The sequence below is a fragment of the Sphingomonas palmae genome, from assembly GCF_900109565.1.
In the GTDB taxonomy this organism is placed as follows: Bacteria; Pseudomonadota; Alphaproteobacteria; order Sphingomonadales; family Sphingomonadaceae; genus Sphingomonas; species Sphingomonas palmae.
Genome location: NZ_FNZZ01000003.1, coordinates 110,350 through 136,957, shown reverse-complemented (window position 1 = coordinate 136,957; position 26,608 = coordinate 110,350). Strand labels below are relative to the sequence as shown.

The 26,608-nt window shown below is 67.6% G+C and carries 28 protein-coding genes; 18 read left to right on the top strand and 10 right to left on the bottom strand.

The window, feature by feature from the left end; genetic code table 11:
• The first annotated feature begins 29 nt into the window (after nt 1-29).
• The 5 genes from BMW51_RS08530 to BMW51_RS08510 are packed head-to-tail and all read left to right on the top strand — an operon-like array spanning nt 30 to nt 4,354.
• Entirely contained in the window at nt 30-665 is a 636-nt protein-coding gene (locus BMW51_RS08530) for a CpaD family pilus assembly protein (RefSeq protein ID WP_245708364.1), read from the top strand.
• A complete protein-coding gene (locus tag BMW51_RS08525) occupies nt 662-1,963 on the top strand; it encodes a pilus assembly protein CpaE (RefSeq protein ID WP_093005442.1) in 1,302 nt (433 codons plus the stop codon). The genes BMW51_RS08530 and BMW51_RS08525 overlap by 4 nt, the downstream gene beginning before the upstream one ends.
• Nucleotides 1,964-1,999: 36 nt before the next feature.
• Nucleotides 2,000-2,968 (top strand): type II secretion system F family protein, encoded by a 969-nt coding sequence (locus BMW51_RS08520; protein WP_093005440.1) that lies wholly within the window; start codon nt 2,000-2,002, stop codon nt 2,966-2,968.
• A complete protein-coding gene (locus tag BMW51_RS08515; RefSeq protein WP_093005438.1) occupies nt 2,968-3,975 on the top strand; it encodes a type II secretion system F family protein in 1,008 nt (335 codons plus the stop codon). The genes BMW51_RS08520 and BMW51_RS08515 overlap by 1 nt, the downstream gene beginning before the upstream one ends.
• A 55-nt stretch (nt 3,976-4,030) precedes the next feature.
• Nucleotides 4,031-4,354 carry a hypothetical protein gene (locus tag BMW51_RS08510; protein WP_093005436.1) on the top strand — a complete coding sequence of 108 codons (324 nt, stop codon included), beginning with the start codon at nt 4,031-4,033 and terminating at the stop codon, nt 4,352-4,354.
• 58 nt (nt 4,355-4,412) lie between these two features.
• Here the strand turns inward: BMW51_RS08510 and ppdK are convergent, their stop codons facing one another.
• The 3 genes from ppdK to BMW51_RS08495 all read right to left on the bottom strand — a co-directional run bounded on the left by ppdK (nt 4,413) and on the right by BMW51_RS08495 (nt 10,618).
• Complete coding sequence (gene ppdK / locus BMW51_RS08505; protein WP_245708362.1) at nt 4,413-7,097, bottom strand: pyruvate, phosphate dikinase; 2,685 nt, start codon at nt 7,095-7,097, stop codon at nt 4,413-4,415.
• A gap of 240 nt (nt 7,098-7,337) precedes the next feature.
• Complete coding sequence (gene glyS, locus BMW51_RS08500) at nt 7,338-9,629, bottom strand: glycine--tRNA ligase subunit beta (RefSeq protein WP_177171623.1); 2,292 nt, start codon at nt 9,627-9,629, stop codon at nt 7,338-7,340.
• Between the two features lie 65 nt (nt 9,630-9,694).
• Entirely contained in the window at nt 9,695-10,618 is a 924-nt protein-coding gene (locus tag BMW51_RS08495; RefSeq protein ID WP_245708360.1) for a glycine--tRNA ligase subunit alpha, read from the bottom strand.
• A 198-nt stretch (nt 10,619-10,816) separates the two neighbouring features.
• Here BMW51_RS08495 and BMW51_RS08490 point away from each other — a divergent pair, with 198 nt between their 5' ends.
• From BMW51_RS08490 to pth, 7 genes are all read left to right on the top strand, one after another.
• Complete coding sequence (locus tag BMW51_RS08490; RefSeq protein WP_026325773.1) at nt 10,817-11,014, top strand: helix-turn-helix transcriptional regulator; 198 nt, start codon at nt 10,817-10,819, stop codon at nt 11,012-11,014.
• Nucleotides 11,015-11,018: 4 nt separating this feature from the next.
• The gene (locus BMW51_RS08485; RefSeq protein ID WP_093005432.1) at nt 11,019-11,228 is read left to right on the top strand and encodes a hypothetical protein; all 210 of its coding nucleotides are present in this window, start codon (nt 11,019-11,021) and stop codon (nt 11,226-11,228) included.
• A 17-nt stretch (nt 11,229-11,245) separates the two neighbouring features.
• Nucleotides 11,246-11,674: a hypothetical protein gene (locus BMW51_RS08480; RefSeq protein WP_143051839.1), complete on the top strand. Its 429-nt coding sequence runs from the start codon at nt 11,246-11,248 to the stop codon at nt 11,672-11,674.
• A gap of 5 nt (nt 11,675-11,679) precedes the next feature.
• Nucleotides 11,680-12,120 (top strand): hypothetical protein, encoded by a 441-nt coding sequence (locus BMW51_RS08475; protein WP_143051838.1) that lies wholly within the window; start codon nt 11,680-11,682, stop codon nt 12,118-12,120.
• A gap of 44 nt (nt 12,121-12,164) precedes the next feature.
• A complete protein-coding gene (locus BMW51_RS08470; RefSeq protein WP_245708356.1) occupies nt 12,165-13,058 on the top strand; it encodes a TraB/GumN family protein in 894 nt (297 codons plus the stop codon).
• A gap of 103 nt (nt 13,059-13,161) precedes the next feature.
• Nucleotides 13,162-13,827, top strand: coding sequence for a 50S ribosomal protein L25/general stress protein Ctc (locus BMW51_RS08465; RefSeq protein WP_093005424.1), 666 nt, complete (start codon nt 13,162-13,164; stop codon nt 13,825-13,827).
• 108 nt (nt 13,828-13,935) lie between these two features.
• Complete coding sequence (pth, locus tag BMW51_RS08460) at nt 13,936-14,505, top strand: aminoacyl-tRNA hydrolase (RefSeq protein WP_093005967.1); 570 nt, start codon at nt 13,936-13,938, stop codon at nt 14,503-14,505.
• 15 nt (nt 14,506-14,520) lie between these two features.
• Here the strand turns inward: pth and BMW51_RS08455 are convergent, their stop codons facing one another.
• Nucleotides 14,521-15,720, bottom strand: coding sequence for a GGDEF domain-containing protein (locus BMW51_RS08455; RefSeq protein WP_093005422.1), 1,200 nt, complete (start codon nt 15,718-15,720; stop codon nt 14,521-14,523).
• A 157-nt stretch (nt 15,721-15,877) separates the two neighbouring features.
• Between BMW51_RS08455 and glsA the strand changes: the two genes are divergently transcribed.
• Nucleotides 15,878-16,801: a glutaminase A gene (gene glsA, locus BMW51_RS08450; protein ID WP_093005420.1), complete on the top strand. Its 924-nt coding sequence runs from the start codon at nt 15,878-15,880 to the stop codon at nt 16,799-16,801.
• A gap of 21 nt (nt 16,802-16,822) precedes the next feature.
• On the opposite strand, the gene BMW51_RS08445 is transcribed toward glsA, so the two are convergent.
• Nucleotides 16,823-17,275 carry a hypothetical protein gene (locus BMW51_RS08445; RefSeq protein ID WP_093005418.1) on the bottom strand — a complete coding sequence of 151 codons (453 nt, stop codon included), beginning with the start codon at nt 17,273-17,275 and terminating at the stop codon, nt 16,823-16,825.
• A complete protein-coding gene (locus BMW51_RS08440) occupies nt 17,272-17,703 on the bottom strand; it encodes a globin domain-containing protein (RefSeq protein WP_218139380.1) in 432 nt (143 codons plus the stop codon). Before BMW51_RS08440 ends, BMW51_RS08445 begins: the two co-directional genes overlap by 4 nt.
• A gap of 144 nt (nt 17,704-17,847) precedes the next feature.
• On the opposite strand from BMW51_RS08440, the gene BMW51_RS08435 reads away from it, so the two are divergent.
• Together BMW51_RS08435 and ychF are read left to right on the top strand one after the other, a co-directional pair.
• Complete coding sequence (locus BMW51_RS08435; protein WP_093005416.1) at nt 17,848-18,432, top strand: TIGR02466 family protein; 585 nt, start codon at nt 17,848-17,850, stop codon at nt 18,430-18,432.
• Nucleotides 18,433-18,554: 122 nt separating this feature from the next.
• A complete protein-coding gene (ychF, locus tag BMW51_RS08430; RefSeq protein ID WP_093005414.1) occupies nt 18,555-19,655 on the top strand; it encodes a redox-regulated ATPase YchF in 1,101 nt (366 codons plus the stop codon).
• Nucleotides 19,656-19,814: 159 nt separating this feature from the next.
• On the opposite strand, the gene BMW51_RS08425 is transcribed toward ychF, so the two are convergent.
• A complete protein-coding gene (locus tag BMW51_RS08425) occupies nt 19,815-20,099 on the bottom strand; it encodes a hypothetical protein (RefSeq protein ID WP_093005412.1) in 285 nt (94 codons plus the stop codon).
• A 143-nt stretch (nt 20,100-20,242) separates the two neighbouring features.
• Here BMW51_RS08425 and BMW51_RS08420 point away from each other — a divergent pair, with 143 nt between their 5' ends.
• From BMW51_RS08420 to BMW51_RS08410, 3 genes are all read left to right on the top strand, one after another.
• Complete coding sequence (locus tag BMW51_RS08420) at nt 20,243-20,563, top strand: hypothetical protein (protein ID WP_093005410.1); 321 nt, start codon at nt 20,243-20,245, stop codon at nt 20,561-20,563.
• Between the two features lie 54 nt (nt 20,564-20,617).
• Nucleotides 20,618-22,312, top strand: a complete 1,695-nt coding sequence (locus BMW51_RS08415) for a hypothetical protein (RefSeq protein ID WP_093005408.1) — start codon at nt 20,618-20,620, stop codon at nt 22,310-22,312.
• 136 nt (nt 22,313-22,448) lie between these two features.
• On the top strand, nt 22,449-23,789 hold the full coding sequence (locus BMW51_RS08410) for an alkaline phosphatase family protein (RefSeq protein WP_093005406.1): 1,341 nt from the start codon (nt 22,449-22,451) through the stop codon (nt 23,787-23,789).
• Nucleotides 23,790-24,232: 443 nt separating this feature from the next.
• Here the strand turns inward: BMW51_RS08410 and BMW51_RS16075 are convergent, their stop codons facing one another.
• The 3 genes from BMW51_RS16075 to BMW51_RS08395 form a co-directional block, all read right to left on the bottom strand.
• A complete protein-coding gene (locus BMW51_RS16075) occupies nt 24,233-24,898 on the bottom strand; it encodes a hypothetical protein (RefSeq protein ID WP_177171603.1) in 666 nt (221 codons plus the stop codon).
• A 79-nt stretch (nt 24,899-24,977) separates the two neighbouring features.
• Nucleotides 24,978-25,511, bottom strand: coding sequence for an adenine phosphoribosyltransferase (locus tag BMW51_RS08400; protein ID WP_093005404.1), 534 nt, complete (start codon nt 25,509-25,511; stop codon nt 24,978-24,980).
• Between the two features lie 253 nt (nt 25,512-25,764).
• A complete protein-coding gene (locus tag BMW51_RS08395; protein ID WP_093005402.1) occupies nt 25,765-26,607 on the bottom strand; it encodes a cytochrome c1 in 843 nt (280 codons plus the stop codon).
• Nucleotide 26,608 lies beyond the last annotated feature (1 nt).

Here is a 26,608-nt window from a genome sequence, read left to right as displayed (position 1 = left end):
GCGCGACCGAACGCACAGGGATCATCCTCATGACCAAGCGCCTTTTTCTTCTCGCCGCCGTCGCGGCAACGCCGCTCGCCGGTTGCGGAACGGCCAACCGCGGGCTCGAATCGGTACACCAGCCGGTCGTCAGCCGCGCCGACTATGCGCTCGACGTACAAAGCGGCCCCGACGGCATCGGCCCGGACGAGGCGCGACGCGTCACCGGCTGGATGGACACGCTGCGGATCGGGTACGGCGACACGATCGCGCTCGACGATCCGTATGGCGCCACCCGCGCGACGCGTGCCGACGTGGCGCAGATTGCGGCGCGTTACGGCCTGCTTCTGTCGGACGAAGCGCCGGTCACGGGCTCGCCCGTGACACCGGGCACGGTCCGCATCGTCGTCAGCCGTTCGCGCGCATCGGTGCCGGGCTGCGCCGACTGGTCGCGCATGAACGATCCCAACTTCAACGCGCACACCGGCTCGAACTACGGCTGCGCGACCAACACCAATCTGGCCGCGATGGTCGCGAACCCCGCCGACCTCGTCCGCGGCGCGCCGGGCAACGGCGCTTATGATGCGGCAACGGGCACGCGCGCGATCAACACGCTGCGCGACGCCAAGCCGACCGGAGAGGGCGGCACCTGGGTTCGCGCGGAGACCATCGGAGGAAAGAAGTGAACGCGCCCTGGAAAGTCGGCGGCGTCGCCAACCGCCTCCCCTTTCTCGCCTTTGCCAGCGACGAAGCCTCCGCAGACGCGATCCGGCCGATCGCGTCGGAGATGGGCTGGTCGTCGGACAACGTCCATCAGGGCGGCCTGCGCAACGCGGTTCAGACATTGTCGGTGTCGACCAGCCCGCACGTCCTGTTCGTCGACCTTACCGGTTCGGGCGATCCGCTCAGCGACATCAACGGCCTGGCAGAGGTCTGCGAACCCGGCACCGTCGTGATCGCGGCCGGACAGGTGAACGACGTTCGCCTGTACCGCGACCTGCTCGCCTCGGGCATCCAGGACTATCTGCTCAAGCCCTTCTCCGCCGATATGCTGCGCGACTCGTTCGCGCAGGCACAGGCGATCATCAATGCGCCGAAGATCACCGACGCGACCAACGCGCGACCGCATTGCGCGATCGCGGTGATCGGCACGCGCGGCGGTGCGGGCGCGTCGACGATCGCGACCTCGCTCGCGTGGCTGCTGAGCGACAAGGAACGCCGCTCGACCGCGCTGCTCGACTTGGACGTCCATTTCGGCACCGGTGCGCTGGCGCTCGACCTGGAGCCGGGGCGCGGCCTGACCGACGCGATCGAGAACCCGAGCCGTATCGATGGATTGTTCATCGAGCGCGCGATGGTGAAAGCGTCGGAGAACCTGTCCGTGCTCTCCGCCGAGGCACCGATCAGCCAGCCGGTAATGACCGACGGCGCCGCTTTCTATCAACTGCAGGAGGAAATGCGTGGCGCATTCGAGTGCACCGTCACCGACCTGCCACGCATGATGCTGGTGCAGCACCCGCATCTCGTCAACGACGTGAACAGCGCGGTGATCGTGACAGAGCTGACGCTCGCCTCGGCGCGCGACACGATTCGGCTCCTCTCCTGGCTGCGCAGCAACGCGCCGCAGGTGCAGGTGACGGTGGTTGCGAACCGCGTCCACCCGGGTACTGCGCTGGAAATCACGCGCAAGGATTTCGAAGGATCGATCGAGCGCAAGATCGACCTGATCGTGCCATTCGATCAGAAACTCGCCGCGCAGGCAGCCAAGCTGGGCAAACCGCTCGCCGAGGCGGGCAAGACATCGAAGACGGTCCAGCCGTTGATCGAACTCGCCGCGCTGCTCGCCGTCACCGATGAAGAAGGCAATCCGGCCAGCCCGGTTGCGAAGGGCGGATCGCTGCTGGGCAAGTTCACCAATCTGAAGGGCCTCGTCGCCAAGAAGGATGCGGGCAAGAAGCCGCCCGCCAAGTCGGCCGCGAACTGAGGCGGTCGAGACGCGCGTGCGGAAAAGGGGCGAACCATGCTGCCATTGATGTTGATCGCGGTCGGCGGGCTCGTCACGCTGGGCATGATCCTGTTCGCCTTCGCTGGACCGTCGGCGCAGAAAGCGACCAACCGGCGTCTGATTGCGGTACGTGAACGCCACTCGACCTCGGCCGAAGGGGCGATGGAAGCGCAGATGCGGCGCATCACCGGTCGCAACCAGACCAAGGCCGACAAGGCCGCGATGCGCTTGCTGCCCAACACCGCGGAGTTGCAGAAACGGCTGAACATGACCGGCAAGACGTGGACGGTCGGGCAGTACGGCATGGTGACGCTGGCGCTCGCGATCGTGGTTACTCTGATCCTCGCGCTGCGCGGGCTTCCGTTCCTGCTCGCGCTGTTCCTCGGATTGGCGATCGGTGCGGGTCTGCCGCACATGCTGGTCAGCCGCGCGATCAAGAAGCGCGTCGCCAGGTTCACGGCGAAGTTCCCGGACGCAATCGAGCTGCTCGTGCGCGGCCTGCGCTCAGGCCTGCCGATCAGCGAAACGATGTCGGTCGTCGGCAGCGAGGTCGAGGGGCCGGTCGGCGAGGAATTTCGTTCGGTCAGCGACAAGATGAAGATCGGCCGCTCGATGGAGGTGGCGCTGCAGGAAACGGCGGACCGTTTGGGCACGCCGGAATTCCAGTTCTTCGTCATCACCATCGCGATCCAGCGCGAGACGGGCGGCAACCTGGCTGAAACACTACAGAACCTCGCCAGCGTCCTGCGATCGCGCATGCAGATGAAGCTGAAGATCAGGGCGATGTCGTCCGAATCGAAGGCGTCCGCCTATATCATCGGCGCATTGCCGTTCATCGTCTTCGCCCTGCTCTGGACGATCAACGGAGCATATATGGCGAAGTTCTTCGTCGACCCGCGCCTGATCGTCATCGGCATCGGTGGTCTGCTGTGGATGAGCATGGGTGCCTTTATCATGGCCAAGATGGTGAGCTTCGAAATCTGATGGCACCTGCATCCGGCCCCACCCTCCTCGGCGTCGACGTCCTGTGGGTCGCGACGATCCTGTCGGGCGTCGCGGCCGCCGCCGTCGCCTTCGCGATCTACGCCGCGCTCAGCGTTCGCGACCCGATGGCGAAGCGCGTCAAGGCGCTCAACGAACGACGCGAGCAGTTGAAGGCGGGCATTACCGCCAGCACGTCGAAGCGGCGCGCCAAGCTGGTGCAGAAGAGCGAGACGGCGGACAAGCTCCGCGACCTGCTGTCCAGCTTCAAGATGCTGCAGGACAGCCAGGTCCGCGTCGCGCAGCAGAAACTGCTTCAGGCCGGCATCCGCAACAAGGATCTCGCCTTTGTCGTGATCTTCGGTCGTGTCGCGCTGCCGATCGTCCTTGGCGGGCTGGTAGCGTTGTGGGTCTACGGTCTCGACATGTTTCCGACCTGGGGTCCGCTCAAACGGTATGCGCTGGTCGCGGGTACGCTGATCCTCAGCTACAAGGCCCCCGACATCTATCTGAAGAACTTGATCACGAAGCGATCGCACGCGATCCGCAAGGGCCTGCCCGATGCACTCGACCTGCTCGTGATCTGCGCGGAAGCGGGGCTGACCGTCGACGCGGCCTTTCACCGCGTCGCCAAGGAACTCGGCAAGGCCTATCCCGAGCTGGGCGAGGAATATGCACTGACCGCGATCGAGCTCGGCTTTTTGACGGACCGGCGCCAGGCGTTCGAGAACCTGTCCAAACGCGTCGCGCTCGAAGCGGTCAAGGGCGTGGTGACGACCATGATCCAGACGGAGAAATACGGCACCCCGCTCGCCAGCGCGCTGCGCGTGCTGTCCGCCGAATTCCGTAACGAGCGCATGATGCGCGCGGAGGAAAAGGCCGCCAGGCTTCCCGCGATCATGACGGTGCCGCTGATCCTCTTCATTCTGCCGGTCCTGTTCGTCGTCATCCTTGGTCCGGCGGCGTGCTCGATCAGCGACTCGTTCATCAACGGTCAGACGCCGAGCTGATCGACGGAACAGCACTCCCCAGCTCTCGTTATGCTTGCGTAACAGGAGACACGAGATGCTGTTCACCACCACCACACAATATATCGCGCTGGTCGTCGCACTGATCGCGGGATGGCTGTTCGGGTTGGCGAGCCATCCCGGCGGCAAGAAGTGGAAGCAGCGCTACGCCGACGAGCGCAACAGCCACGCGGAAACCCGCAAGGCGCAGGAAGCGCGCATCAACGAGCTGGAGCGCGAGAACAGCCGGCTCGCCAAGGCAGCGCCGGTGACCGCCGCGACGGTCGCACCGCACGCCGCCTCGCGCGCCGAGCCGGCCTATCGTGATGAGGCGGTGCGCGACGGCACTGTCGTTCGCGAAGAGGACCGCCGCCCGCTCTGATCACGACGCGATCGAAGCGAAAGGCCGCCGGAGCATGCCACTCCGGCGGCCTTTTGCGCTATCGTGCCTTGAGCGCGGCCTGCGCCGCGGCCAGCCGCGCGATCGGCACGCGGTACGGCGACGCCGAAACGTAATCGAGCCCGACTTCCTCGCAGAAGGCGATCGACGCGGGATCACCGCCGTGCTCGCCGCAGATGCCGAGCTTGATGTCGCCGCGCGTCGCGCGACCGCGCTCCGCCGCCAGCCGCACGAGTTCACCTACCCCGTCCACGTCGAGACTGACGAACGGATCCTTGGCGTAGATGCCCTTCTCGACGTACGCGCCAAGGAATCGCGCGGCATCGTCGCGGCTGACGCCCAATGTCGTCTGCGTGAGATCATTGGTGCCGAACGAGAAGAACTCGCCCGTTTCCGCGATCTCGCCTGCCTTGAGCGCCGCGCGCGGTAGCTCGATCATCGTGCCGACGAGATAGTCGATCTCGCGCCCGCGCTCGGAGAAGACGCCCTTGGCTGCCTGATCGACCACCGCCTTCATCAGATCGAGCTCGCGCTTGGTCGCAACCAGCGGGATCATGACCTCGGGGATCGGCGCCTCGCCCGATTTCTCCGCCACGTCGACCGCGGCCTCGAAGATCGCGCGCGCCTGCATCTCGTAGATTTCGGGATAGGTCACGCCCAGGCGGCAACCGCGATGGCCGAGCATCGGGTTGAACTCGTGCAGCTCGGCCGCGCGGCGCTTGAGCTGGTCGACTGCGATACCGGCCGCGGAGGCCACCTCGGCGAACTCGGCCTCTTCGTGCGGCAGGAACTCGTGCAGCGGCGGGTCGAGCAGGCGGACGGTGACGGGCAAACCGGCCATCACCTCGAAGATCGCGGCGAAGTCGCTGCGCTGTTCGGGCAGCAGGCGGTCGAGCGCGGCGCGGCGGCCTGTCTCGTCTTCCGCCAGGATCATCTGGCGTACAGCGGTGATGCGCGTGGCCTCGAAGAACATGTGCTCGGTGCGGCACAGGCCCACGCCTTCCGCGCCGAAGTCGCGCGCGACCTGGCAGTCGGCGGGCGTCTCGGCATTGGCGCGGACTTTCAGGCGGCGGACCTCATCGGCCCATTCCATCAGCGTGCCGAAGTCGCCGGCGAGCTCAGGCTGGATCGTCGCAACTGCGCCCGCCATTACCTCGCCGGTCGAACCGTCGATCGTGACGGTGTCGCCCTCCTTCACTTCGCGCCCCGCCACGCGCATCACCTTGGCCTTGGCGTCGATCGAGATCGAGCCCGCGCCCGACACGCATGGTCGCCCCATGCCGCGCGCGACGACGGCGGCGTGGCTGGTCATCCCGCCGCGCGCAGTCAGGATGCCTTTCGCCGCGTGCATGCCGTGGATGTCTTCGGGGCTGGTTTCGGTGCGGATCAGGATCACCGACTTGCCCTCGGCGGCGTGACGCTCGGCGGTGTCGGCGTCGAACACCGCCTCGCCCGATGCAGCACCCGGCGAGGCGGGCAGCCCCTTGGTCAGCACGTCGCGCTTGGCCTCGGGGTCGAGCGTCGGATGGAGCAGCTGGTCGAGCGCCTGCGGATCGACGCGCGCGACCGCCTCTTCACGCGTGATCAGCCCCTCGTTCGCCATGTCGACCGCGATTTTGAGCGCGGCCTTCGCGGTGCGCTTGCCCGAGCGGGTCTGGAGCATCCAGAGCTTGCCCTGCTGCACCGTGAATTCGATGTCCTGCATGTCGCGGTAGTGCGTTTCGAGCCGGTCGAACACGCCCGCCAGTTCGGTGAACACCTCGGGCAAGGCCTCTTCCATCGAGGCGGGCTTCGCGCCGGCTTCCTCGCGCGCGGCACGGGTCAGGTATTGCGGCGTGCGGATGCCGGCGACGACGTCCTCGCCCTGCGCGTTGATCAGAAATTCGCCGTAGTAGGCGCGGTCGCCCTTCGACGGATCGCGGGTGAAGGCGACGCCGGTGGCGCTGGTGTCGCCCATGTTGCCGAACACCATCGCCTGCACGTTGACCGCGGTGCCCCAGTCGGCGGGGATGTCGTTCAGCCGGCGGTAGACCTTGGCGCGATCCGACTGCCACGAGCCGAAGACGGCGCCGACTGCGCCCCAGAGCTGGTCGTGCTCGTCCTGCGGGAACGGCTTGCCCCATTGCTGCTCGACGAGGCCCTTATACTCGTCGACGAGCGCGCGGAGATCATCGGCGCTGAGTTCGGTGTCGAGCGTGTAGCCGCGGTCCTCCTTGGCGATCTCCAGCGCTTCCTCGAACGCGCCGTGATCGAGTTCGAGCACCACGTCGGCGTACATTTGGATGAAGCGGCGATAGCTGTCCCAGGCGAAACGCGCGTCGCCGCTGGCGGCGGCGAGCCCCTCGACGGTTCGGTCGTTGAGCCCGAGGTTGAGGACCGTGTCCATCATGCCGGGCATCGAGACGCGCGCGCCCGAGCGGACCGAGACGAGCAAAGGATCGGCGGCGTCGCCGAACTTCTTGCCCGTTACCTGCTCGATATGCGCGATCCCGGCGGCGACCTCTTCGCGCAGACTATCGGGGAAGCGTTCGCCTTCCTCGTAGTAGCGCGTGCACATTTCGGTCGAGATGGTGAAGCCGGGGGGTACGGGCAGGCCGATCGAGGCCATTTCGGCGAGGTTCGCGCCCTTGCCGCCGAGCAGGTTCTTCTGGTCGACCTTTCCTTCCGCCGTGCCGCCGCCGAAGCGGTAGACGTATTGCACCTGCTCGCCCGCTGCGCTTGCCACCCTGCTCGTCTCCTGTCGTCGCCTTGTTGTTGCAACGCGGCATAGGCCCGGATGGGTGCGATGGCCAGTGCGGGCCGGGTGTTCGGAGCCGGTGACCCCCGCGCAAGATTATTGCGATGTTGAGAAAGTTGAGGTTCGCGCGCGGGTACATGCGCGTGGTGGAAGCGGGTGCCGCTGCCCCTCACCCTCCCGCCCGGCTGTGCCGGGCGGGCCCCTCCCTCTCCCCGGTGGGGAGAGGGGTTAGCCTTCGATCTTCGAGAAGTCGGCGACGGTGTGGACGGAGGCGCGGACGCGGGCGAGGAGGGCGAGGCGCGCGGCGCGCTTGGCCGCGTCGGGGTCGTTGACGGTGACGGTGTCAAAGAACGCGTCGATCGGTGCACGGAGCGTTGCGAGCGCCGCCATCGCCGCCTCGAAATCCTCCGCCTCGACCGCGCTGGCGGCGGCGGGTTCGGCGGCGTCGAGCGCGGCGATCAGCGCGGCTTCGTCTTTCTCGGGCGTGTAGGACAGCGGTTCCTTGGGCAGCGGCGCGGACGCGTCGACGCCTTCCTTTTTCAGGATGTTGGCGGCGCGCTTGTAGCCGGCGAGCAGGTTGGCGCCGTCGTCGGTGCCCACGAACGATTGCAGCGCGCGGACGCGGGCGAGCAGGCGGACGAGATCGTCCTCGCCGCCCAGCGCGAACACCGCGTCGATCAGGTCGTGGCGGACGCCGGCCTCGCGCTGCTGGACCTTGAGGCGGTCGGCGAAGAAGTCGAGAAGCTGGCCACGCGCGGCCAACGCACGCTCAAGAACCAAAAGCACCTTGGCATCTCGCCCGGCTTTTGCGTCCGCAATTATTCGATCAGCATAATTGGGATCGGAAGACTCAAACATCTGCTCGATAAGATCGCTTAAAGGCGCCGGCAGTTCAGGACTAATCGAGCGAATACGCGGTAAATCATACGTGCGGATTTGGTGATTAAGTGCTTGGACCAATGACAGTCTTAGATAGTTTCTTTCGATTAGGATGATGACCGCTATTGCCGCTCGCCTCAATGCAAAAGGATCTCGGCTGCCAGTTGGAGTAAGCCCTTCAAGATAGAAGCCTACGAGCGTATCCAGCTTGTCCGCCAGGCTCACCGCCACCGTGACCGGCGCAGTCGGGACGTCGTCGCCCTGCCCGACCGGCTTGTAATGGTCGCGGATGGCTTCGGCGACCTGGGGGTCCTCGCTTTGCGCGGCGGCGTAATAGCCGCCCATCAGGCCCTGTAGTTCGGGGAATTCGCCGACCATGCCGGTGACGAGGTCGGCCTTGCACAGGCGCGCGGCGCGTTCGGCGAGGTTGGCGAGGTGCTGTTTATCCTCCCCGCTCGCGGGGAGGGGGACCGCGCCGGAGGCGTGGTGGAGGGGGTTCTGCTCGGAGGGTGCCGCTTGGGGCTCTCCCCCTCCACCAGCTTCGCTGGTCCCCCTCCCCGTGCCGAGGAGGATAATTCCTTCCTCGACCAGCCAGCGGGCGAGCTTGGCGACGCGGTCTACCTTGTCGGCGACGGTGCCTAGTTTCTCGTGGAAGACGATCTTCTCGAGCTTCTTGGCTTGGTCCTCCAGCGGCACCTTGAGGTCAGTGTCGTAGAAGAAGCGCGCGTCGGAGAGGCGGGCGGCTAGGACCTTGCGGTTGCCTTCGACAATCTTCGCGCCGCCATCGGTCGCGTCGATGTTGGCGGTGCAGACGAAGGCGTTCGCGAGTTTTCCGTCGGACGAGCGGCAGACGAAATACTTCTGGTTCACGCGCGCGGTGAGCTGGATGACCTCGGGCGGCACGTCGAGGAAGGCCGCGTCAAAGCGGCCGAGCAGCGGCACCGGCCATTCGGTCAGCCCCGCGTTCTCGGCGACCAGCCCCTCGTCGGGAACGAGTTCTAGGCCCGCCTCGGCCGCCAGTGCGCCGGCGCGGTCGCGGATGATGGCGGCGCGCTCGTCCTGGTCGACGATGACGTGGCACAGCCGCAGCTTGTCGGCATAGTCGGCGGCCGAGCCGATCGTGATGGGGCCCGGATGATGGAAGCGGTGGCCGTAGGTGACCGCGCCGCTTTCGATCCCCGCAACGGTGACCGGCACGACATCCTCACCCAGCAGCGCGACGATGCCGTGCAAGGGGCGGACCCAGCGCAGGGACTCGGTCGAGGCGGAGGCGTCGCCCCAGCGCATCGATTTGGGCCAGGGAAAAGCGCGGATGATCGCCGGGATCGCTTCGGCAAGCACGTCGGCGGTGGCGCGGCCGGGCTTCTCGGTCACCGCGAAGAACACGCCGTTCCGCTCGGTCAGCTGCTCGCGGGTGAGACCAGTCTTGCGCAGGAAGCCGTCGAGCGCCTGCGGCGGGGCGCTGGTCTTGGGTCCCTTCACTTCCTCGCTGACGGCTTGCGTCGCCAGCGGCAGGTCGCGCGCGATGAGGGCCAAGCGGCGCGGGGTGGCGTAGGTGACGATTTCGGACGCGGCGAGCCCTGCCTTGGCGAGTTCGGCCGCGAACAGGCGCGACAGGTCCTCGCGCGCCTTCGCCTGCATCCGCGCCGGGATTTCCTCCGAGCGGAGTTCGAGCAGGAAGTCTGTCGCGTTCTGGTCGGCGGGGTTCACAGGCTCCACTCCGGGTAACGTGCCTGCCAGGCGGGCGTCATCTTCTCGATCTGCGCGGCACACGCGCCCTTCGCGAGGTCACGGACGCGGCCCATGTAGGCCTGACGCTCGGCAACCGAGATGACGCCGCGTGCCTGCAACAGGTTGAAGACGTGGCTCGCCTTGATCGCCTGTTCGTAGGCGGCGATCGGCAGCTTCGCGGCGAGCGAGTTCTCGCACTCGGCGGTGTGCTTGCGGAAGGCGTCGAATAGCGCGTCGGTGTCGGCGACCTCGAAGTTCCACGTCGACATCTGGCGCTCGTTCTCGAGGAACACCTCACCGTAGCTGACCCCGGCGTCGTTGAACGCGAGATCGTACACGTTATCGACATCCTGGATGTACATGGCGAGGCGTTCGAGGCCGTAGGTCAGCTCACCCGCCACCGGCTTGCAGTCGAACCCGCCCATCTGCTGGAAATAGGTGAATTGCGTCACCTCCATGCCGTCGCACCACACTTCCCAGCCGAGGCCCCAGGCGCCGAGCGTCGGGCTCTCCCAATCGTCCTCGACGAAGCGGATGTCGTGCGTCGTCACGTCGACGCCGATCGCGAGCAGGCTGCCGAGGTAGAGTTCCTGCAGATCGGGGGGACTGGGCTTCAGGATCACCTGATATTGGTAATAATGCTGCAGCCGGTTGGGGTTCTCGCCGTAGCGGCCGTCGGTGGGGCGGCGGCAGGGCTGGACGAAGGCGGCGTTCCACGGCTCGGGCCCGAGCGCGCGCAAGGTCGTCGCGGGGTGAAACGTCCCCGCCCCCATCTCCATGTCATAGGGTTGCAGGATGAGGCAGCCGCGATCCGACCAATATTGGTGGAGCCGCAGGATCATCGACTGGAACGAGAGCGGGCGCGCGCCGCCGGTGCTGGTGTTGTGGGCGTCGGTCATGACGCCCGGAGCCTTGGCCCAGCGATCCCGCAGAATCAACAAGGGGCGGATGGCCCCACGATGCCTTAGCGTCATCTCTGCACGACTTTTTGTCAGGGCTGCTTGACATAGCTACGACTCGCTGACATTTAGTCATGGTCACCTGACATTAGGTCAGGGGATGCTGACAGGAGGCACCTGATGATGCATGAGTGCATGATGAAAAATCGTCTCAAGGTGCTGCGTGCGGAGCGTGACTGGAGCCAGGCCGAGCTCGCCGGCCGGCTGGACGTGTCCAGACAGGCGGTGAACGCGATCGAGACGGGCAAATACGACCCGTCGCTCCCGCTCGCCTTTCGCATCGGGCGGCTGTTCGACCTCAGGATCGAGGAGATCTTCGATGACGGCGAAGCGTAGGCGCATGCCCATATGGGCGGCGCAATTGGTGCTGGGATGCGTATGCGGGCTGGCGCTCCTGGGCGTGTCGCCCGCGGCGGGGATGAAGCGGCTGGCGGCGGCGTGGCACGCGCCCGCGTGGCTGTCGGTCGAGTGGCCCGATGCCGGGCGGATGATGGCGGCGCTGCCCTCCCCGCACGTCTCGGTGCGCGTGATCGTGGAGGTGCAGCCGTGATGAATGGGGGAGCGATGATGCAAGAGCGTTGGGGTGAGGCGCGGGTGCGCGAGCGCGGGCGGCGGCGGGTACGCCGCGCGGTGATCATCGGTGTGCTCGCGACCGCGGTGATCGTGGTGCCGCCGTTCGTGTCGGGGGTGATCGACGGCTTCATGCGCAATCCGTCACGACCAGCGACACCGACGGCCGAGATACTGATCGTCGCGGGCGCGCTGCTCGCCGTGATCGTCGGCGCGGCGGTCTGGGGCTGGCGCGAGAGCGACGAGGTACAGCGACGGCAGGCGGTGAATGCCTGGGCCGCGGTCGGCGTGGTCGGCTTCGTCGGGCACGTCATTCTCCAGATGATCGAGCGCGCGCTTCATCTGGCGCCGATGACCGAACAATTGTGGTGGGGATCGCTCGCAGCGGGGGCGGCGGTGCTGATCTGGCAGCGGGTGAAGGGGTGAGCACGATGACCGATGTGAGGAACAAGGCGCCGACCAAGGGGCCGAGCGAGCGCGCCAACCGCCGGCTGCTGTTCTGGTCGGGCGCGCTGGGCGGCGTGATCGGGCTGGTCACCGCGCTCGCGGTGCTGCGCGACGACGTGCCCGGCGAGGCGCACCCGTCGCTGCTCAGCGCGCCGCTGCCCGCGTGGGTCGCGCTGCTGGTCGTGGTCGCCTGGGGCGTCGTGCTGCCGGTCATCTCGTGGCGCTGGCACCGCGTCGTCGACGAGCATGAGCGCGAGGCGTACCGGGACGGCGCGCTGCTCGGCTTCTACGTGCTGACGATCGGCGCGCCGGTATGGTGGTTCCTGTGGCGCGGCGGGATGGCGCCGCCGGTCGATCCGTTCGCGATGTTCATCGCGCCGCTAAGTGCCGCTGGTATTGTCTGGATCTGGCGCAAATACCGCTGACACGCCCCTATCTTCGGCAAAGGCCCTGTTACATGAACGTGGTGATGAAGTCCGTGACCTCCGCCCTGGCGCTGCTGCTGGCCCTGCCCGCCTGCGCGAAACAGGCGCCCGCTCCCGCGGTCGCGACCAAGGACGCCGATCCCGCGCTGTGGGTGGTGAAGGATGCCGACACGACAATCTACCTGTTCGGCACGATCCACGTGCTGAAACCGGGGCTCAGCTGGTTCGATGAGGCGGTGAAGACCGCGTTCGACAAGTCGAACACGCTGGTGCTGGAGATGGTCGAGCCCGATCAGGCGACCGAGCAGAAGATCGTGCTGGCCAAGGCGTTCGCGCCCGACCAGCCCGCGCTCAGCACGCAATTGTCGGACAAGTATCGCCGCACGCTGGTGACGACGATGGCGGCGGGCAAGGTGCCGCCCGCGACCTATGAGAAGATGCGGCCGTGGTTCGCCGCGCTGACGCTGTCGCTGCTGCCGGTGCAGAAATCGGGTTACGGCGCGGCAAACGGGCCGGAGGGCATTCTGTCCGCGGCGGCGAAGGCGGCGGACAAGCCGGTGGTGGGACTGGAAACCTTCGAAGGGCAGCTCGGCATCTTCGATTCGCTCACCAAGCCCGCGCAGGTCAAACTGCTGGAAAGCACGATCGACGAGCTGCCGACCGCCAATGCGACGATGGACAAGATGGTCGCCGACTGGTCGCGCGGCGACCCCGATGCGCTGGCGCGCGAGATGAACAAGGGGCTGAAGGATTCGCCCGAGGTCGCGAAAGCGCTGCTGTTCGACCGCAACAAGCAATGGGCGGCGTGGATCGCGGAGCGGATGCGGACGCCGGGCACCGTCTTCATCGCGGTCGGCGCGGGCCATCTGGCGGGCGCGAACAGCGTGCAGGAGCAGCTGAAGGCGTACAAACTCGACGCGGTCCGGGTGAGATACTGACGACCTTGCGTTTTCGCGCCTGCGCCGCTATGCGCGCCAGCTTCCGGTCATGGTCATCCCTGGAGGCGTGGCGGGAAACACACACGAATTTCGGAGCATATCTATGAGCGACACCATTACGCTCGCAGCCGAGACGCGTGACCGGGTTGGCAAGGGAGCCTCCCGTTCGCTGCGTCGCGAAGGCCGCGTCCCCGCCGTGATCTACGGCCAGAACCGCGAACCGACCTCGATCCACCTGGAGGAGAAGGCGCTCGTCAAGGCATTGATGACGGGTCACTTCATGAACTCGGTGATCATGGTCGACGGTCAGCGCACGCTGGCGAAGGACGTGGCGTTCCACCCGGTCACCGACCGCCCGGTTCACGTCGACTTCCTGCGCGTGGGCGAGCACAGCAGCGTGACCGTGGCGGTGCCGGTCGTCTTCACCGACGAGGAACAGTCGCCGGGCATCAAGAAGGGCGCGGTGCTCAACATCGTGCGCCACGAGCTGGAGCTGGTGGTCGACGCGGCCGACATCCCGACCGAGATCACCGTCTCGGTCGCGGGCAAGGACGTGGGCGACACGATCCACATCAGCGACGTGACGCTGCCCAAGGGCGCGACCAGCGCGATCGACGACCGCGACTTCACGGTTGCGACGATCGTCGCGCCGTCGGCGCTGCGTTCGGAAGGCGCGGACACGACCGACGAGGCGATCGAGGCCGAAGTGGCCGAGGCTGCGGGCGAGACCTCGGCGGACGACGCCGACGAGGACAAGGCCGAGGGCTAATCCTCTCTCGCTCCGTCGAAGGGGCGATGTGAGACGAACGGGGCAGGCGGGCGGCGACGCTCCCCTGCCCCGTTTCCGTTTGGACCCGCCATGTAAAGGAGTGTGGGCGTGCAATTGTGGGTAGGGCTCGGCAATCCAGGCGCGCAATATGCGCTGCACCGGCACAATGTCGGCTTCATGGCGCTGGACGCGATCGCGGAAGTCCACGGCTTCGCCGCGCCGGCGAAGAAGTTTCAGGGTTGGCTGCAGGAAGGCCGCGTCGGCGGCGACAAGGTGCTGCTGCTCAAGCCCGCGACCTTCATGAACGACAGCGGCCGCAGCGTCGGCGAGGCGATGCGCTTCTACAAGCTCGGCGTGGATGCGCTGACGGTGTTCCACGACGAGCTCGACCTAGCACCGATGAAGGTCAAGGTCCGTGTCGGCGGCGGTCTGGCGGGGCACAACGGACTGCGCTCGATCGACCAGCATCTGGGGCCGGAGTTCCGCCGCGTGCGCCTGGGGATCGGGCATCCGGGGCACAAGGACCGCGTCAGCGGCTATGTGCTAAGCAATTATGCCAAGGCGGAGATCGACGCGCTGTCCGATATGCTGGGCGCGGTCGCGGGCGAGGCCGACTGGCTGGCGAAGGGCGACGACGTGCGCTTCATGAACGACGTTGCGCTGCGGATGGCGGACTGACCGCCCGACGCCTGTTCAGGCGACCAATCGACGCGGTGCCGCCCGCACCGGCGCGGCGGCAATCCCGGCACCGTTGAACAGCGGCGACGCGCTGACCAGCCGGTTACGCCCCAGCGACTTGGCGACGTAGAGCGCGCGGTCGGCGGCCGATAGCAGGGTATCGAGATCGTCGCCGTCGACGCCGCTCTGCGCCAGTCCGATGCTGACGGTCGCAGAGAGCAGCACACCCGCGCCGTGATCGGTCCGGGCAGCGAAGCGCGCCGCGATCGCCTCGCCCAGCGCGCGGGCGGCGGCGACATTAGTGTCGGGCAGCAGCGCCGCGAACTCCTCTCCGCCCAGCCGCGCCAGCGTGGCGCGCGGATCAGCCAGCTCGCGCATCACGTCCGCGAAGGATTGCAGCACCGCATCGCCGGCGGCGTGGCCGTGCGCGTCGTTGATGGTCTTGAAATGGTCGAGATCGAACGCCAGCAGCGTCGCGGGGCGGTCGTCACGCAACAGCCGTGCCGCGGCCTCGAACAATCCCTGGCGGTTGGTCAGCCCGGTCAGGAAATCGGTTCGCGACGCGGCGAGCAGGTGGCGCTGCGCTTCCTCGCGCACCAGCCCGATCAGCGTCATCGGCATCGCGACCGAATAGAGCACGCCTTCGTACATCGTGATCTTGGACGCGAGCGCGACCATGCCGGCGCCATCGGCGCTCACCAACAGCGGCAGGACGAACACGCGCACGGCGTAGATCGCGGCGTGCATGGCCGGTAGCGCGATCGCGACCGGTCGCGTGCGCAACCGCCTGAGCGATCGATTGCGGACGAGTTCAGACACGGTCAGCGCGCTCGCCACCATGATCGGCAGCCCGGCGCCATATTGCCAGAAGGCGAGATGCGCGCTCATCCCCTCGACGCCCCAGCCGAGCGCCAGAGCCGCGACGAGCAGCACGGAGGTGCGCCAGTAGCGCCGGCGATCGAGCGCGGCGACGCCGTTCAACACGAGCAGATAACCGGTCACGATGAGGAGGTTGCTCGCCGCCCAGCCATAGATGCCGGGCACCTGCGTACGCGCGACCGCGATGCTGCAGCCGATTGCCAGCGTCGTCCACCCGGCCGCCCAGATCAGCAGCGGGACGCGGCGCCAGCGCCCGAAACTTTCCCAGATCGTCAGCGCCGCGCTGACCAACAGCGTGCCGATGATCAGCGCGTAGAGGGTGGAAAGATCGATCATGGCCGGGCGACAGCAATACGCCCGTCCTCGCGAACAACATGTTAACGCCTGCTCACGCTTTCTTACAGCGACCACGCTTTATCGCCGTGGTGACGGCAGAACGATGGACACCCGAGGCCCCTGCCCCGTTCCGACGTGTTAGCGAGGGGAACATAACATGAGCGATCTGGCCGACATCGTCGCCGAGGTAGCGGACGAGATCACCGCCAATGCCGCCAGGATCGAGCGCGAGGCGGATGCGAAGGAGCCGGACGCCGCGCCGGGTCCGCTCGGGATCGCGGTGGTGCTGAAGGACGGACAGGTGCTGCGTGGCGGCGACACCGCGACGCGTTTTCCGATCCAGAGCATTTCAAAGGTGTTCGCGCTCGAACTAGCGCTCTGCTCGCTCGGCGACGCGGTCTTCGACCGGGTGGGGCGCGAACCGTCGGGCGATCCGTTCAACTCGATCGTCGAGCTGGAGCGCAAGGCCGGCATTCCGCGCAATCCGTTCGTCAACGCCGGCGCGCTGGTGACCGTCGACATGGTCGTCGAGCATGGCGATGCCGCGGGTCCCAACGGCGCGGTGGTGGACCTGATCGCGCATCAGCTTGGGCAGCACGACGTTCCGCTCGACGAAGAAGTACTGGAGAGCGAGACGAGCGGCGGCGACCTCAATCGCGCGATGCTCAGCTTCATGAAGCATCACGGCAATCTGCACGGCGACCCCGATCTGGTGCTGCGCCGCTATGTCGCGCAATGCGCGGTGTCGCTCGACTGCACTGACCTAGCGCGCGCCGGACTGTTCCTGACACGGACGCGACTGGGTGAGGATCAGGAGCGCGCGACGCGGATGCGCCATCTGCTCGCATTGATGATGACGTGCGGGCATTACGACGCCTCGGGCGACTTCGCGCTGCGCGTCGGTCTGCCGGCCAAGAGCGGGGTCGGCGGTGGTATCCTCGCGATCGCGCCCGAGGTCGCCTCGATCGCGGTCTGGTCGCGCAACCTCGACCAGAACGGCAATTCCATACAGGGCGTCCACGCGCTGGAGATGCTGGCGGCGCGCACCGGCTGGTCGGTGTTCGGCCCGCCCTGCGCGTGAGGCCGCGCGCCGCGCGCCGGCTCAGGCGGCGTAGTGGTGCGCGATCATCAGCAATTGCCGGATCGCACGCAGCTCGGCCGCCATGCCACGCTCGATCACGCCGGCGGTTTGCAGCATGTCGGCGCGGTAGGTCGGCCATTCGGCGACGCCGAGGTGGCGCCAGCGCGCGTGATAAGCGGTGATCGTCTCACCCAGTTCGTAGCAATCGACCTTCATCTGTCGCGCGACGATGCGGCTGGACGCGGGGCCATGACGCAGCACGGGGTCGAAGATGCATTGGTGCTTGAAGCGTTGGTAGCGCCTGAGGTGCGCGGTCAGCCGATCGCGGTGACGCGCCATCAGCGGAATGCTGTCGACGCGGTCCGCCATCACCAGCACGTCCGTGCGCCGCAACATGGTGCGCGCGCGGGCGACATAACCGTCCGCTTCGTGCAGCAGCGCGCCTTGCTGCGCCCCAAACAGGCCAGCGTTCACGCCGCCGCCGCGATCGACGCACCCGCCGCGGCGGTGCGCATGTGGTCGGAAAGGAGCGTGTAGGCGTGGATCCACGCCGCGCGTGTGTCGGCGTCGAACCGGTCGCCGAGCGTCTCGGCGAGCGCACCGACCAAAGCCTCGCCCACGATCGCGTAGTGGCGATCGAGCGCGCCGTAGCTAACGTGACGGACCGCGAGCGCCTCCGCGACCGGCAGCACGCGGTCGAGCGCGTCGAGCGCGTCGACCACGGTCGCCAGCGTCAGAAACAGCTTGCGCCCTTGGTCAGTCATGTCGTGGCGGAACAGCGCGCGCGTCTCCGGCGCCAGCGCGAACAGGCGCGCGTAGAATCCCGCCGCCACAACGTCGGTGTGGGGCAACACCGCGGCGAAGCTGCTCTGGACAAGCGTGATCTGACGGGCATCCAACATGAATGCCGGTTTATGCGCGAGGTGGTAGGCAACGCTTAACGTGAGTGAGGCGGCAGCATTACACTTTGGTCTAATCGAGCGTTCGCCCGGCCCGCTCCACTGCGCGTTTGACTTGAGCCCATCACGCGTGTTTCGGCGGGTGACATGACCAGTCGCGCGCTCTTCCCGACCCTGTTCTACGAAGCATCGGTCGAGGATGCCGACTTGCTGGAGGAGCTTGACACCTCGTGCCGCGCGCTGGCGCAGGACGACCGCGCCGGACGCGCGTGGTCGAAGGCGCATGGTTACCGCGGCTACACCAGCTACGCTTCGCTCGCCGATTTGCCGCAGCGTGATCCGGCGTTCGCCGACCTGAAGCGCGTGCTCGACCGCCACGTCGCCGCGTTCGCGCGCGATCTGCAGCTCGGTCTCGCCGGGCGGAAGCTGAAGCTCGACAGCCTGTGGGTCAACGTGATGAAGCCCGGCGGCACGCACTCGGGACACCTCCACCCGCACAGCGTCGTGTCGGGCACCTTCTACGTCGCGGTGCCCGAAGGATCGGGCGCATTGAAGCTGGAAGATCCGCGATTGCCGATGCTGATGGCGGCGCCGACGCGCCCTGACACCTTCGTCTACGCCGAGCCGAGCGCTGGCAGCCTGTTCCTGTGGGAAAGCTGGCTACGCCACGAGGTGATGCCGAGCAGCGCTAAGGCCGAGCGGATCAGCGTCAGCTTCAACTATCGCTGGTAGGCGCGCCGCCCGTCGGGATACTAGCGGCAAGCCGGCGCCGATCCGTACCACTGGCGGAAACGCGCCCGAGCGACTAGGTGCGCGGGCGATCTCCCCTTTTCCAATCCCACGAGGAACAACGCATGGGTTTCCGCTGCGGCATCGTGGGCCTGCCCAACGTCGGCAAGTCCACCCTCTTCAACGCGCTGACCGAGACGGCCGCCGCGCAGGCCGCCAACTATCCGTTCTGCACGATCGAGCCCAATGTCGGGAACGTCGGCGTGCCCGATCCCAGGCTCAACAAGCTGGCCGATATCGCCAAATCGGCGAAGATCATCGAAACGCAGCTGGGTTTCGTCGATATCGCAGGCCTCGTGCGCGGCGCGTCGAAGGGTGAGGGTCTGGGCAACCAGTTCCTCGGCAACATCCGCGAAGTGGACGCGATCGTCCACGTGCTGCGCTGTTTCGAGAATGACGACATCCAGCACGTCGACAACCGCGTCGATCCGATCGCCGACGCCGAGACGGTCGAGACCGAGCTGATGCTCTCCGACCTCGACAGCCTGGAAAAGCGCGTCCCCAACCTCGCCAAGAAAGGCCAGCAGGGCGACAAGGACGCGAAGCTCGCCGCGGTCGTCCTCGGCCGCGCGCTCGACCACTTACGCGACGGGCAGCCGGCGCGGTTGACGCAGGTGGCGGACGCGGAGGAAGCGCGCGTGCTCGAGCAGGCGCAGCTGCTGACCGCGAAGCCGGTGCTCTACGTCTGCAACGTGAACGAGGAAGACGCGGCGAACGGCAATGAATATTCGCAGCGCGTGTTCGACAAGGCCGCGGCCGAGGGTGCGCAGGCGGTGGTCGTCTCGGCCGCGATCGAGGCCGAGATCGCGACCATGCCGAGCGAGGACCGCGCCGAATTCCTGAGCGAACTCGGGCTGGAGGAAAGCGGCCTCGCGCGCGTGATCCGCGCCGGGTACAAGCTGCTCAACCTCCTCACCTTCTTCACGGTCGGGCCGAAGGAAGCGCGCGCCTGGACCGTAGAGGCGGGTGCCAAGGCACCGCAGGCGGCGGGCGCGATCCACTCCGACTTCGAGCGCGGCTTTATCCGCGCCGAGACGACCGCGTTTGACGATTACGTTGCGCTCGGCGGCGAGGCCGGCGCGCGCGAGGCGGGCAAGCTGCGCCAGGAGGGCAAGGAGTATGTCGTCCACGATGGCGACGTGGTGCTGTTCCGCTTCAACGTGTGACGCGTCGCGGCCGCGCTCGCAGGTGGGGTGATGGCCGCGGGGTCGCATTGGGCTCGCTGACGCTCGAGTAGGATTGGCGGTGCGTCGGTTCGTCGTGGCAGATGCCGGGGGTCGATACGCTAGCGAATGCTATCGATCAGGGCCAAGCGACGGCGCACCTTAGCGTCGCGACGCGTCGACGACCGGCTGGTTGAGCAGATTGCCGTAAGGTGCCTGCTTCGGATCGCCCCGGTCGGAGCGCGGTTCCAGCCACTGCGGCTGCTTGCCGGGTGCGGGCGTCACCTGCATCACCGGTGTCTTGGGCGGCGGGCCGGTCGGGGTCGCGAGCGGTGCCGGGGCCGACGCATTGCCCCTGCCTTTTCCGCCGGCGTCCGATGATTTGTCATCCCCGCCCTTACCGCAGGCAGCCAGCGGGATCAGCAGCGCGAGGAGGAGCAATCGCATGCGCGCTACAAAGCGCGAAGGTGCGGCGCGTTCCCGCCGCCGGTGATCGGGAACGGCGGGGCGTGATGACGAGCCTTGCGTTGGGCTCGATGCGGCAATCGTTCGCGATGGTCAGCCGGTGTGTTTGGCGGTAGGAAGCGCTCGTGCTCCGTCGCCTGCTGCTCCTCCTCGCGCTGTTGGTCGCGCTGCCCGCCACGGCGCGGCCGGCGTGCCATGACGCGGGGACGCCCGTTGCCCACGCGGCGATGGCGGCGGCGAGCGATCATCGCGCCACGCACCGCGATCACCACCAGGCGCCGGCCGCGCCGCACGATTGCCTCGGCTGCATCCCGCCCGACATGCTGCTCGGCACGCCGGTGCGCGGCACGCTGCTGCCCCCGACGCGCGCGCTGTCCGTGATCGCCACCGCGTTCGTCGCGGGCGAGGCGCTGCGCCCGACACCACCTCCGCCGAAGAAGGCGTGACCGCCCGGGCGCTCGTGCGCCCGCGACACGCGCTTCTTTTCTCGGAGTTCTCTCATGTATCGCCCCCTCCTGCTCGCCGCCTGTGCGGCGGGCGCGCTGCTGCCGTTCGCGGCGAGCGCGCAGCACCACCACGACATGCCGATACCCGCTGCCACGCCAGCCGGGGCTGGAACGCCGTCCAAGGCGCCTGCGAGGCGCGCTAACGCCAAGCGTCGCGCCGCTCCCGCACGCACGCGCGTGTCGCGTCCGCCCGCATCTGCCGCAACCGCGCAGGCGCCGATTCATGCAAACGAGACGGCGAGCGACGGCACCGCGGCACCGGATCACGCGTCGATGCACTACGGCAACGACGCGTCGATGCACGCTGCGACCAGTGATGCGGCGAACAGCGGCGCGGACGATCGCGGCGCGAGCCCCGCGGGCACCGATCACGCCGGCATGGATCATGCGGCCATGAACCACATCAGCATGAACCACATGGGCGGGGCGCACGCCAGGATGGATCATTCAATGTCCTTCACCGCGCCGCCGGCGTGGCGGGATGCAAGCGACGCTGCGCTGGCGCATGCGCCGGTCGGTGCGGCGATGTCGGACATGACGATGGGTACCGCGGGCGGCTGGTACACGCCCGGCAGCGGCACCGCGCGACTGCCCGCGGGTGAAGGCCCGATGCGCGGCGCGATGTTCTCCGTCGGCGACTGGATGGTGATGGCGCACGGCTATGCCTGGGGCACGCTGACCGATCAGGGTGGTCCGCGCGGCGGCGACATGGCGTTCGTCCAGTCGATGGCGATGCTGATGGCGGACCGCGACCTGTCCGACCGCGTCCACCTGCAGCTGCGCGGCATGGGCAGCCTGGAGCCGTTGATGGGGCGGCGCGGCTATCCTAACCTGTTCGCGACCGGAGAAACCGCGAACGGCGTACCGCTGGTCGACCGGCAGCACCCGCACGACCTGTTTATGGAGCTGGCCGCGCGGCTCGACTATCGTCTGGGCGGGAACACCAGCCTGTTCCTCTACGGCGGACCGGTCGGCGAGCCCGCACTTGGCCCGTCGGCGTTCATGCATCGCGGTTCGGCCCGCTACCAGCCGCTGTCGCCGATCACGCATCACTGGTTCGATTCGACCCACATCACCTACGGCGTCGTGACCGCGGGTGTGTCGGCGCCCAAGGTCCAGCTGGAGGGATCGTGGTTCAAGGGGCGTGAGCCTGACGAGCGGCGCTGGGACATCGACCCGATCCGGCTCGATTCGTGGAGCCTGCGCGGCACCTGGACGCCGTCGCCCTATCTGGCGATGCAGGTCAGCCACGCGCACCTGAAGGAGCCCGAGGTTCAGCACCCCGGCGAGGACGAGAACCGCACCACCGCCAGCGTGCAATGGGCGCGGAATGGCGTGTCGACCACCTTCGCCTGGTCGCGCAAGGACCGGCAGCCGGGCGAGGTGCTGAACGCCTGGCTGGCCGAGGCAACGTGGGAGATCACGCCCACCCACGCGATTTTCGCACGGGTCGAGAACGTCGCCAATGACGAGCTCTTCCCCGACCATGACGATCCGCTGCACGACCGCCGTTTTCGCGTGACCAAGGCGGAGGGGGGCTATGCCTATCGCCTGCCGATCGTGGGCCCGCTGGGCGTAGCACTCGGCGGGACGGTCGCGGCGTACGCCAAGCCCGACGCGCTCGACGCCGCTTACGGACGGACGCCGGTCAGCTGGACGCTGTTCGCCAAGCTGGCGGTGGGGTTGTGAGCCGCCGCCGCTAGCCACGGCGACGGGGCACGAATGCTCGAGCGGGAGCGTGGTCGTCCGCTCGGCCACCCCTTGCCCTAATCGTTCCAGCATCGTGCGAGACAAAGCACGCGACGAGGATTATTGAGCGCGCACGATGCTGCGCTCGGCCCTCCCGCTCGCCGCGCTCGCTGCCCTGGGCGCGTGCGCTTATCCCTACTCACCCCCGGCGCTGTCGCCGGTGACGCAGCCGGCGCCGCCCGCTACCGGTGCGCCCTACACGACTGCCGCCACCCCGCCGTCCGCGCGAGCGGAGGCGCGGGCGCCGATCACGATCCTGGTCTCGATCGACGGCTTTCGCCCCGATTATCTCCGGCGCGGAGTGACCCCCAACCTGTCGCGACTCGCCGCCGGCGGCGTGTCGGCGGACATGCGGCCAAGCTTCCCCTCGAAGACCTTTCCCAACCACTGGACGCTGGTGACGGGCCTGCGCCCCGATCGCCACAGCATCGTCGCCAATTCCTTCATCGACCCTGCGCGGCCCAACGACACGTTCACGATGGAGAGCGACGACCCGTCCTGGTGGAACGCGGCCGAGCCGATCTGGGTGACCGCGGAGAAGGCGGGCATCCGCACCGCGACGATGTTCTGGCCGGGATCGAACGTCGGCTGGGGTGGCGTGCGCGGCAGCGGCAATCACGGCGCAGTCGACGGCGGCACGCGCCCGAGCGACTGGCAGCAGTTCAACCAGGCGGTGACCGGTCACCAGCGCGTCGACGCGGTGCTCGACTGGCTGCGTCGCCCAGCCGCCACCCGGCCGCAGCTGGTCACGCTCTATTTCGACACGGTCGACAGTGCGGGACACTCGTTCGGTCCCGCCGACGCGCGCACGACGCAGGCGGTGGCGGAGGTCGACGCGCGGATCGGCGAGCTGGTGGCGGGGCTCGCCGCGCTCGGCCAGCCCGCGAACCTCGTGATCGTCGCCGACCACGGCATGGCGGCGACCAGCAGCACCCGCGTCGTCGCGCTCGACCACATCCTGCCTCCCGCCGATGCGCGCGTGTTCGAGGCCGGGCCGTACGCGACCTTCTACCCCGCGCCGGGCCGCGACGCCGCGGTGCGCGCCGCGCTGCTCAAGCCGCACGCGCACATGACGTGCTGGGCCAAGGGCAACATCCCCGCGCGCTTCCACTACGGCGCCAACGTTCGCGTGCCGCCGTATCTGTGCCTCGCCGATGACGGCCCGGGTGGCGCGTGGGCGATCGAGAAGACGACGCCCGTCAAGCCGCGCGAAGGTGGCAACCACGGCTACGACAATGAGGCGCCCGACATGCGCGCGTTGTTCATCGCCAATGGACCCGCGTTCGCGCGCGGCAAGCGCGTCGGCGACTTCGACAACGTCGACGTGGCACCGCTGCTGCGCGACCTGCTCGGCCTGCCCGCGGGCCGCAATCTTGACGGCGACGACCGACCGTTCCGCGGCGTATTGCGGCGCTGAGGCATCGGCGATGCTGGTCGAGAACCTGAAACACAATCGGCAGGCGGGTCTCGGCTTACCCAGGATCGGCGCGTTACGCTGGCTGAAACCGTCCTAGCACGGCGTTACGCTGCGCTGCGAGACCGAGGGCTGACGAAGCGCCGCTCCGCATTGCAGCCCAACATGGACATCTTAGAGGACCACGTAACGGTGTTCGATCATCACGCGATCGCCGTCACGTCGATGAACTCGAACGGCCTGATCGCGTGCGTCTAGGCGATGGGACGACCGCGACAGCCTGAATAGCAACGACTGTTCGACAACGCGCAAGATTGATCTGAAAGGCGCTCTCGCCAGCCATCATGCGGTTGGGGTCAAAACGAGCGGGCGTCGGCCGCCCGGTGACTTCAACGAGGTCATATGTTGCAGCGGAGCGATGGTCCATCACTCCGCTGCTTCATCGCTCAGCGCGGGTTGGGACCGCGTCCGCCGCGGAAACTGCCGCCGCGCCCGCGGAAGCCGTCACCGCGTCCACCGGGACGCGGCTGGAACGCACCCTGCGGACGCGGCGTGCGAACGCCTTCGGCGCGGTTCTGACGGCGCAGGTCACGGAAGTCCTGCCGGACGTCGCCGCGATACTCGCGCCGCGCGTCGCGACGGCCCTGCTGGAACTGGTCGCGCGTGATCTGGCCGTTGCGATACGCCTGACGGTTGTCGCGAATGTCGCCGCGATAGTCGCGCCGTTCGCGCCGCACGTCGCGACCGAAGTCGCCCCAGTTCTGCCGCACCTGCGCGTTGCCGCGGCGGCCCTGCCAGTAACGGCGCTGCCCGTCGTTCCAGCGGTACGGACGACGGTTGCGGTCGTACACGTAGACGCCGGTGCCGGGATAATAGAAGTTGTTGTACCAGCCGTAATAGCCGGGATTGTAGCCGCCGAACCCGCCGCCGTGATACGGATCGCCGTAATAGCCCGCGTCACCATAATAGCCATCACCGTAATAGCCGTCACCGTAGAAGCCGCTGCCGACGCCGACGTTGACCCCGCTATAGCCATAGCCATCGGTGCATGCCCCGAGGCCGAGGCCCAGGCTGCCGAGTAGCGCGACAATGCCGATCCGCTTGAGGTTCACCATATCTCTCCCGCACACAGGAACGCGGCCGATACGCGCCGCTGTTCGTCGTAGAACGGAGGCGATACGTCGTTGTTCCTTAATGGCCGGGGAACGAAACCAGCGCGTCGACGCGGATGTCCTCGGCGCGCAGCGCGTCGGCGCCGCCCAGATCGGGCAGGTCGACGAGGAATCGCGCCTGCGTGACGGTCGCGCCCGCCTTGCGCAATAGCCTGACGGCGGCGCGCGCGGTGCCGCCGGTCGCGATCAGGTCGTCGATCAGCAGGACGCGCGCGCCCGGCGCGCAGGCGTCGGCGTGGATCGCGATCCGGTCCTGCCCGTACTCGAGCGCGTAATCCTCCGCGATCGTGGCGCCGGGCAGCTTGCCATCCTTGCGGATCAGCAGCACGCCCGCCTTCAGCGGCACCGCGAGCGCGGCGGCGAACAGGAACCCGCGCGCCTCGATCCCCGCGACGAGGTCCACGGGTCCGTCGACCGCCGCCACCATCCGCTCCACCGCAGTGGCGAGGCCGGTGGGTGACAGCAGCAGCGTGGTGATGTCGCGGAACTGGATGCCGGGCTTGGGGAAGTCGGGGATGGTGCGGATCAGCGCGCGGAGGTCGTCATTTGCCATGCGCGGGCTTGTCGGCGGTGCGGCACGGGAGTGCAAGGGTGTGGGCGGTCCGGGAGCGCGGGAGGATAGGAGTGAGTTGTGGGGCGACGCGCAAACGGAAACGGCCGAGGCACCTGCCCCGGCCGTATAACGGCATGTTCTGGTCGAGGAGCGCCGCGGGCGAAGCCCGCGTCGTCGGTCGGCGCTTTGGCGCCGCCGGCCGGGCGCGTGCTGTTCGCGCACCAGTAGCTGTCGCTAGCGGCTTGCCGCACGCTTAGTGCTCCACCCCCCGCCACACGTTCTGGTACGCGCCCCAGGTCAGGAACACGAAGATTACGAGGAAGATCACCGCGGCCAGACCAGCGGCGTGGCGCGCCTCCAGGTTGGGCTCGGCGGTCCAGGTCAGGAACGCCGACACGTCGCGCGCCATCTGGTCCTTGGTCGCCTTGGTGCCGTCCGAGTAGGTCACCTGCCCATCCGCGGTCAGCGGCGGCGGCATCGCGATGTTGAGGTTGGCGAAATACGGGTTGTAGTGCAGCCCCGGCGGGGTCTTGGCGCCCGGGAATTCCTTCAACAGCTCGGCCGGCTGGTTGCGATAGCCGGTGATCAGCGCGTGGACGTAGTTCGGGCCGTCCTCGCGCGCCTTGGTGATCAGCGACAGATCGGGCGGCAGCGCGTTGTTGTTGGCGGCACGCGCGGCAACTTCGTTGGCGAACGGCGACGGGAAGTGGTCGGACGGCAGGTTCTTGCGCGTCGTCGCCTCACCCGTGTCCGGGTTCACGCTCGGCTGCTCGATCACCCACTGGTTGGCGATCGCCTTTACCTCGGCGTCGGTATAGCCGATCTTGGTCAGGTCGCGGAACGCCACGTACTTGAGCGAGTGGCAGGCGGCGCACACTTCCTTGTAGACCGCGAAACCGCGCTGGACCTGCTGGCGGTCGAACTTGCCGAACAGCCCGGCCGACGGCAGCCCGATGTTCTCGGGATGCAGGTGGAAGACGTGTTCCGCGCTTTCCGCCGCCGGTTCGGTGATCGCGGTCTTCGCGGTGCCGAACAGCGCGATCGCCAGCACGAAGACGAACGCCGCGCCGATCACGATCGAGATGAGACGAGCCATT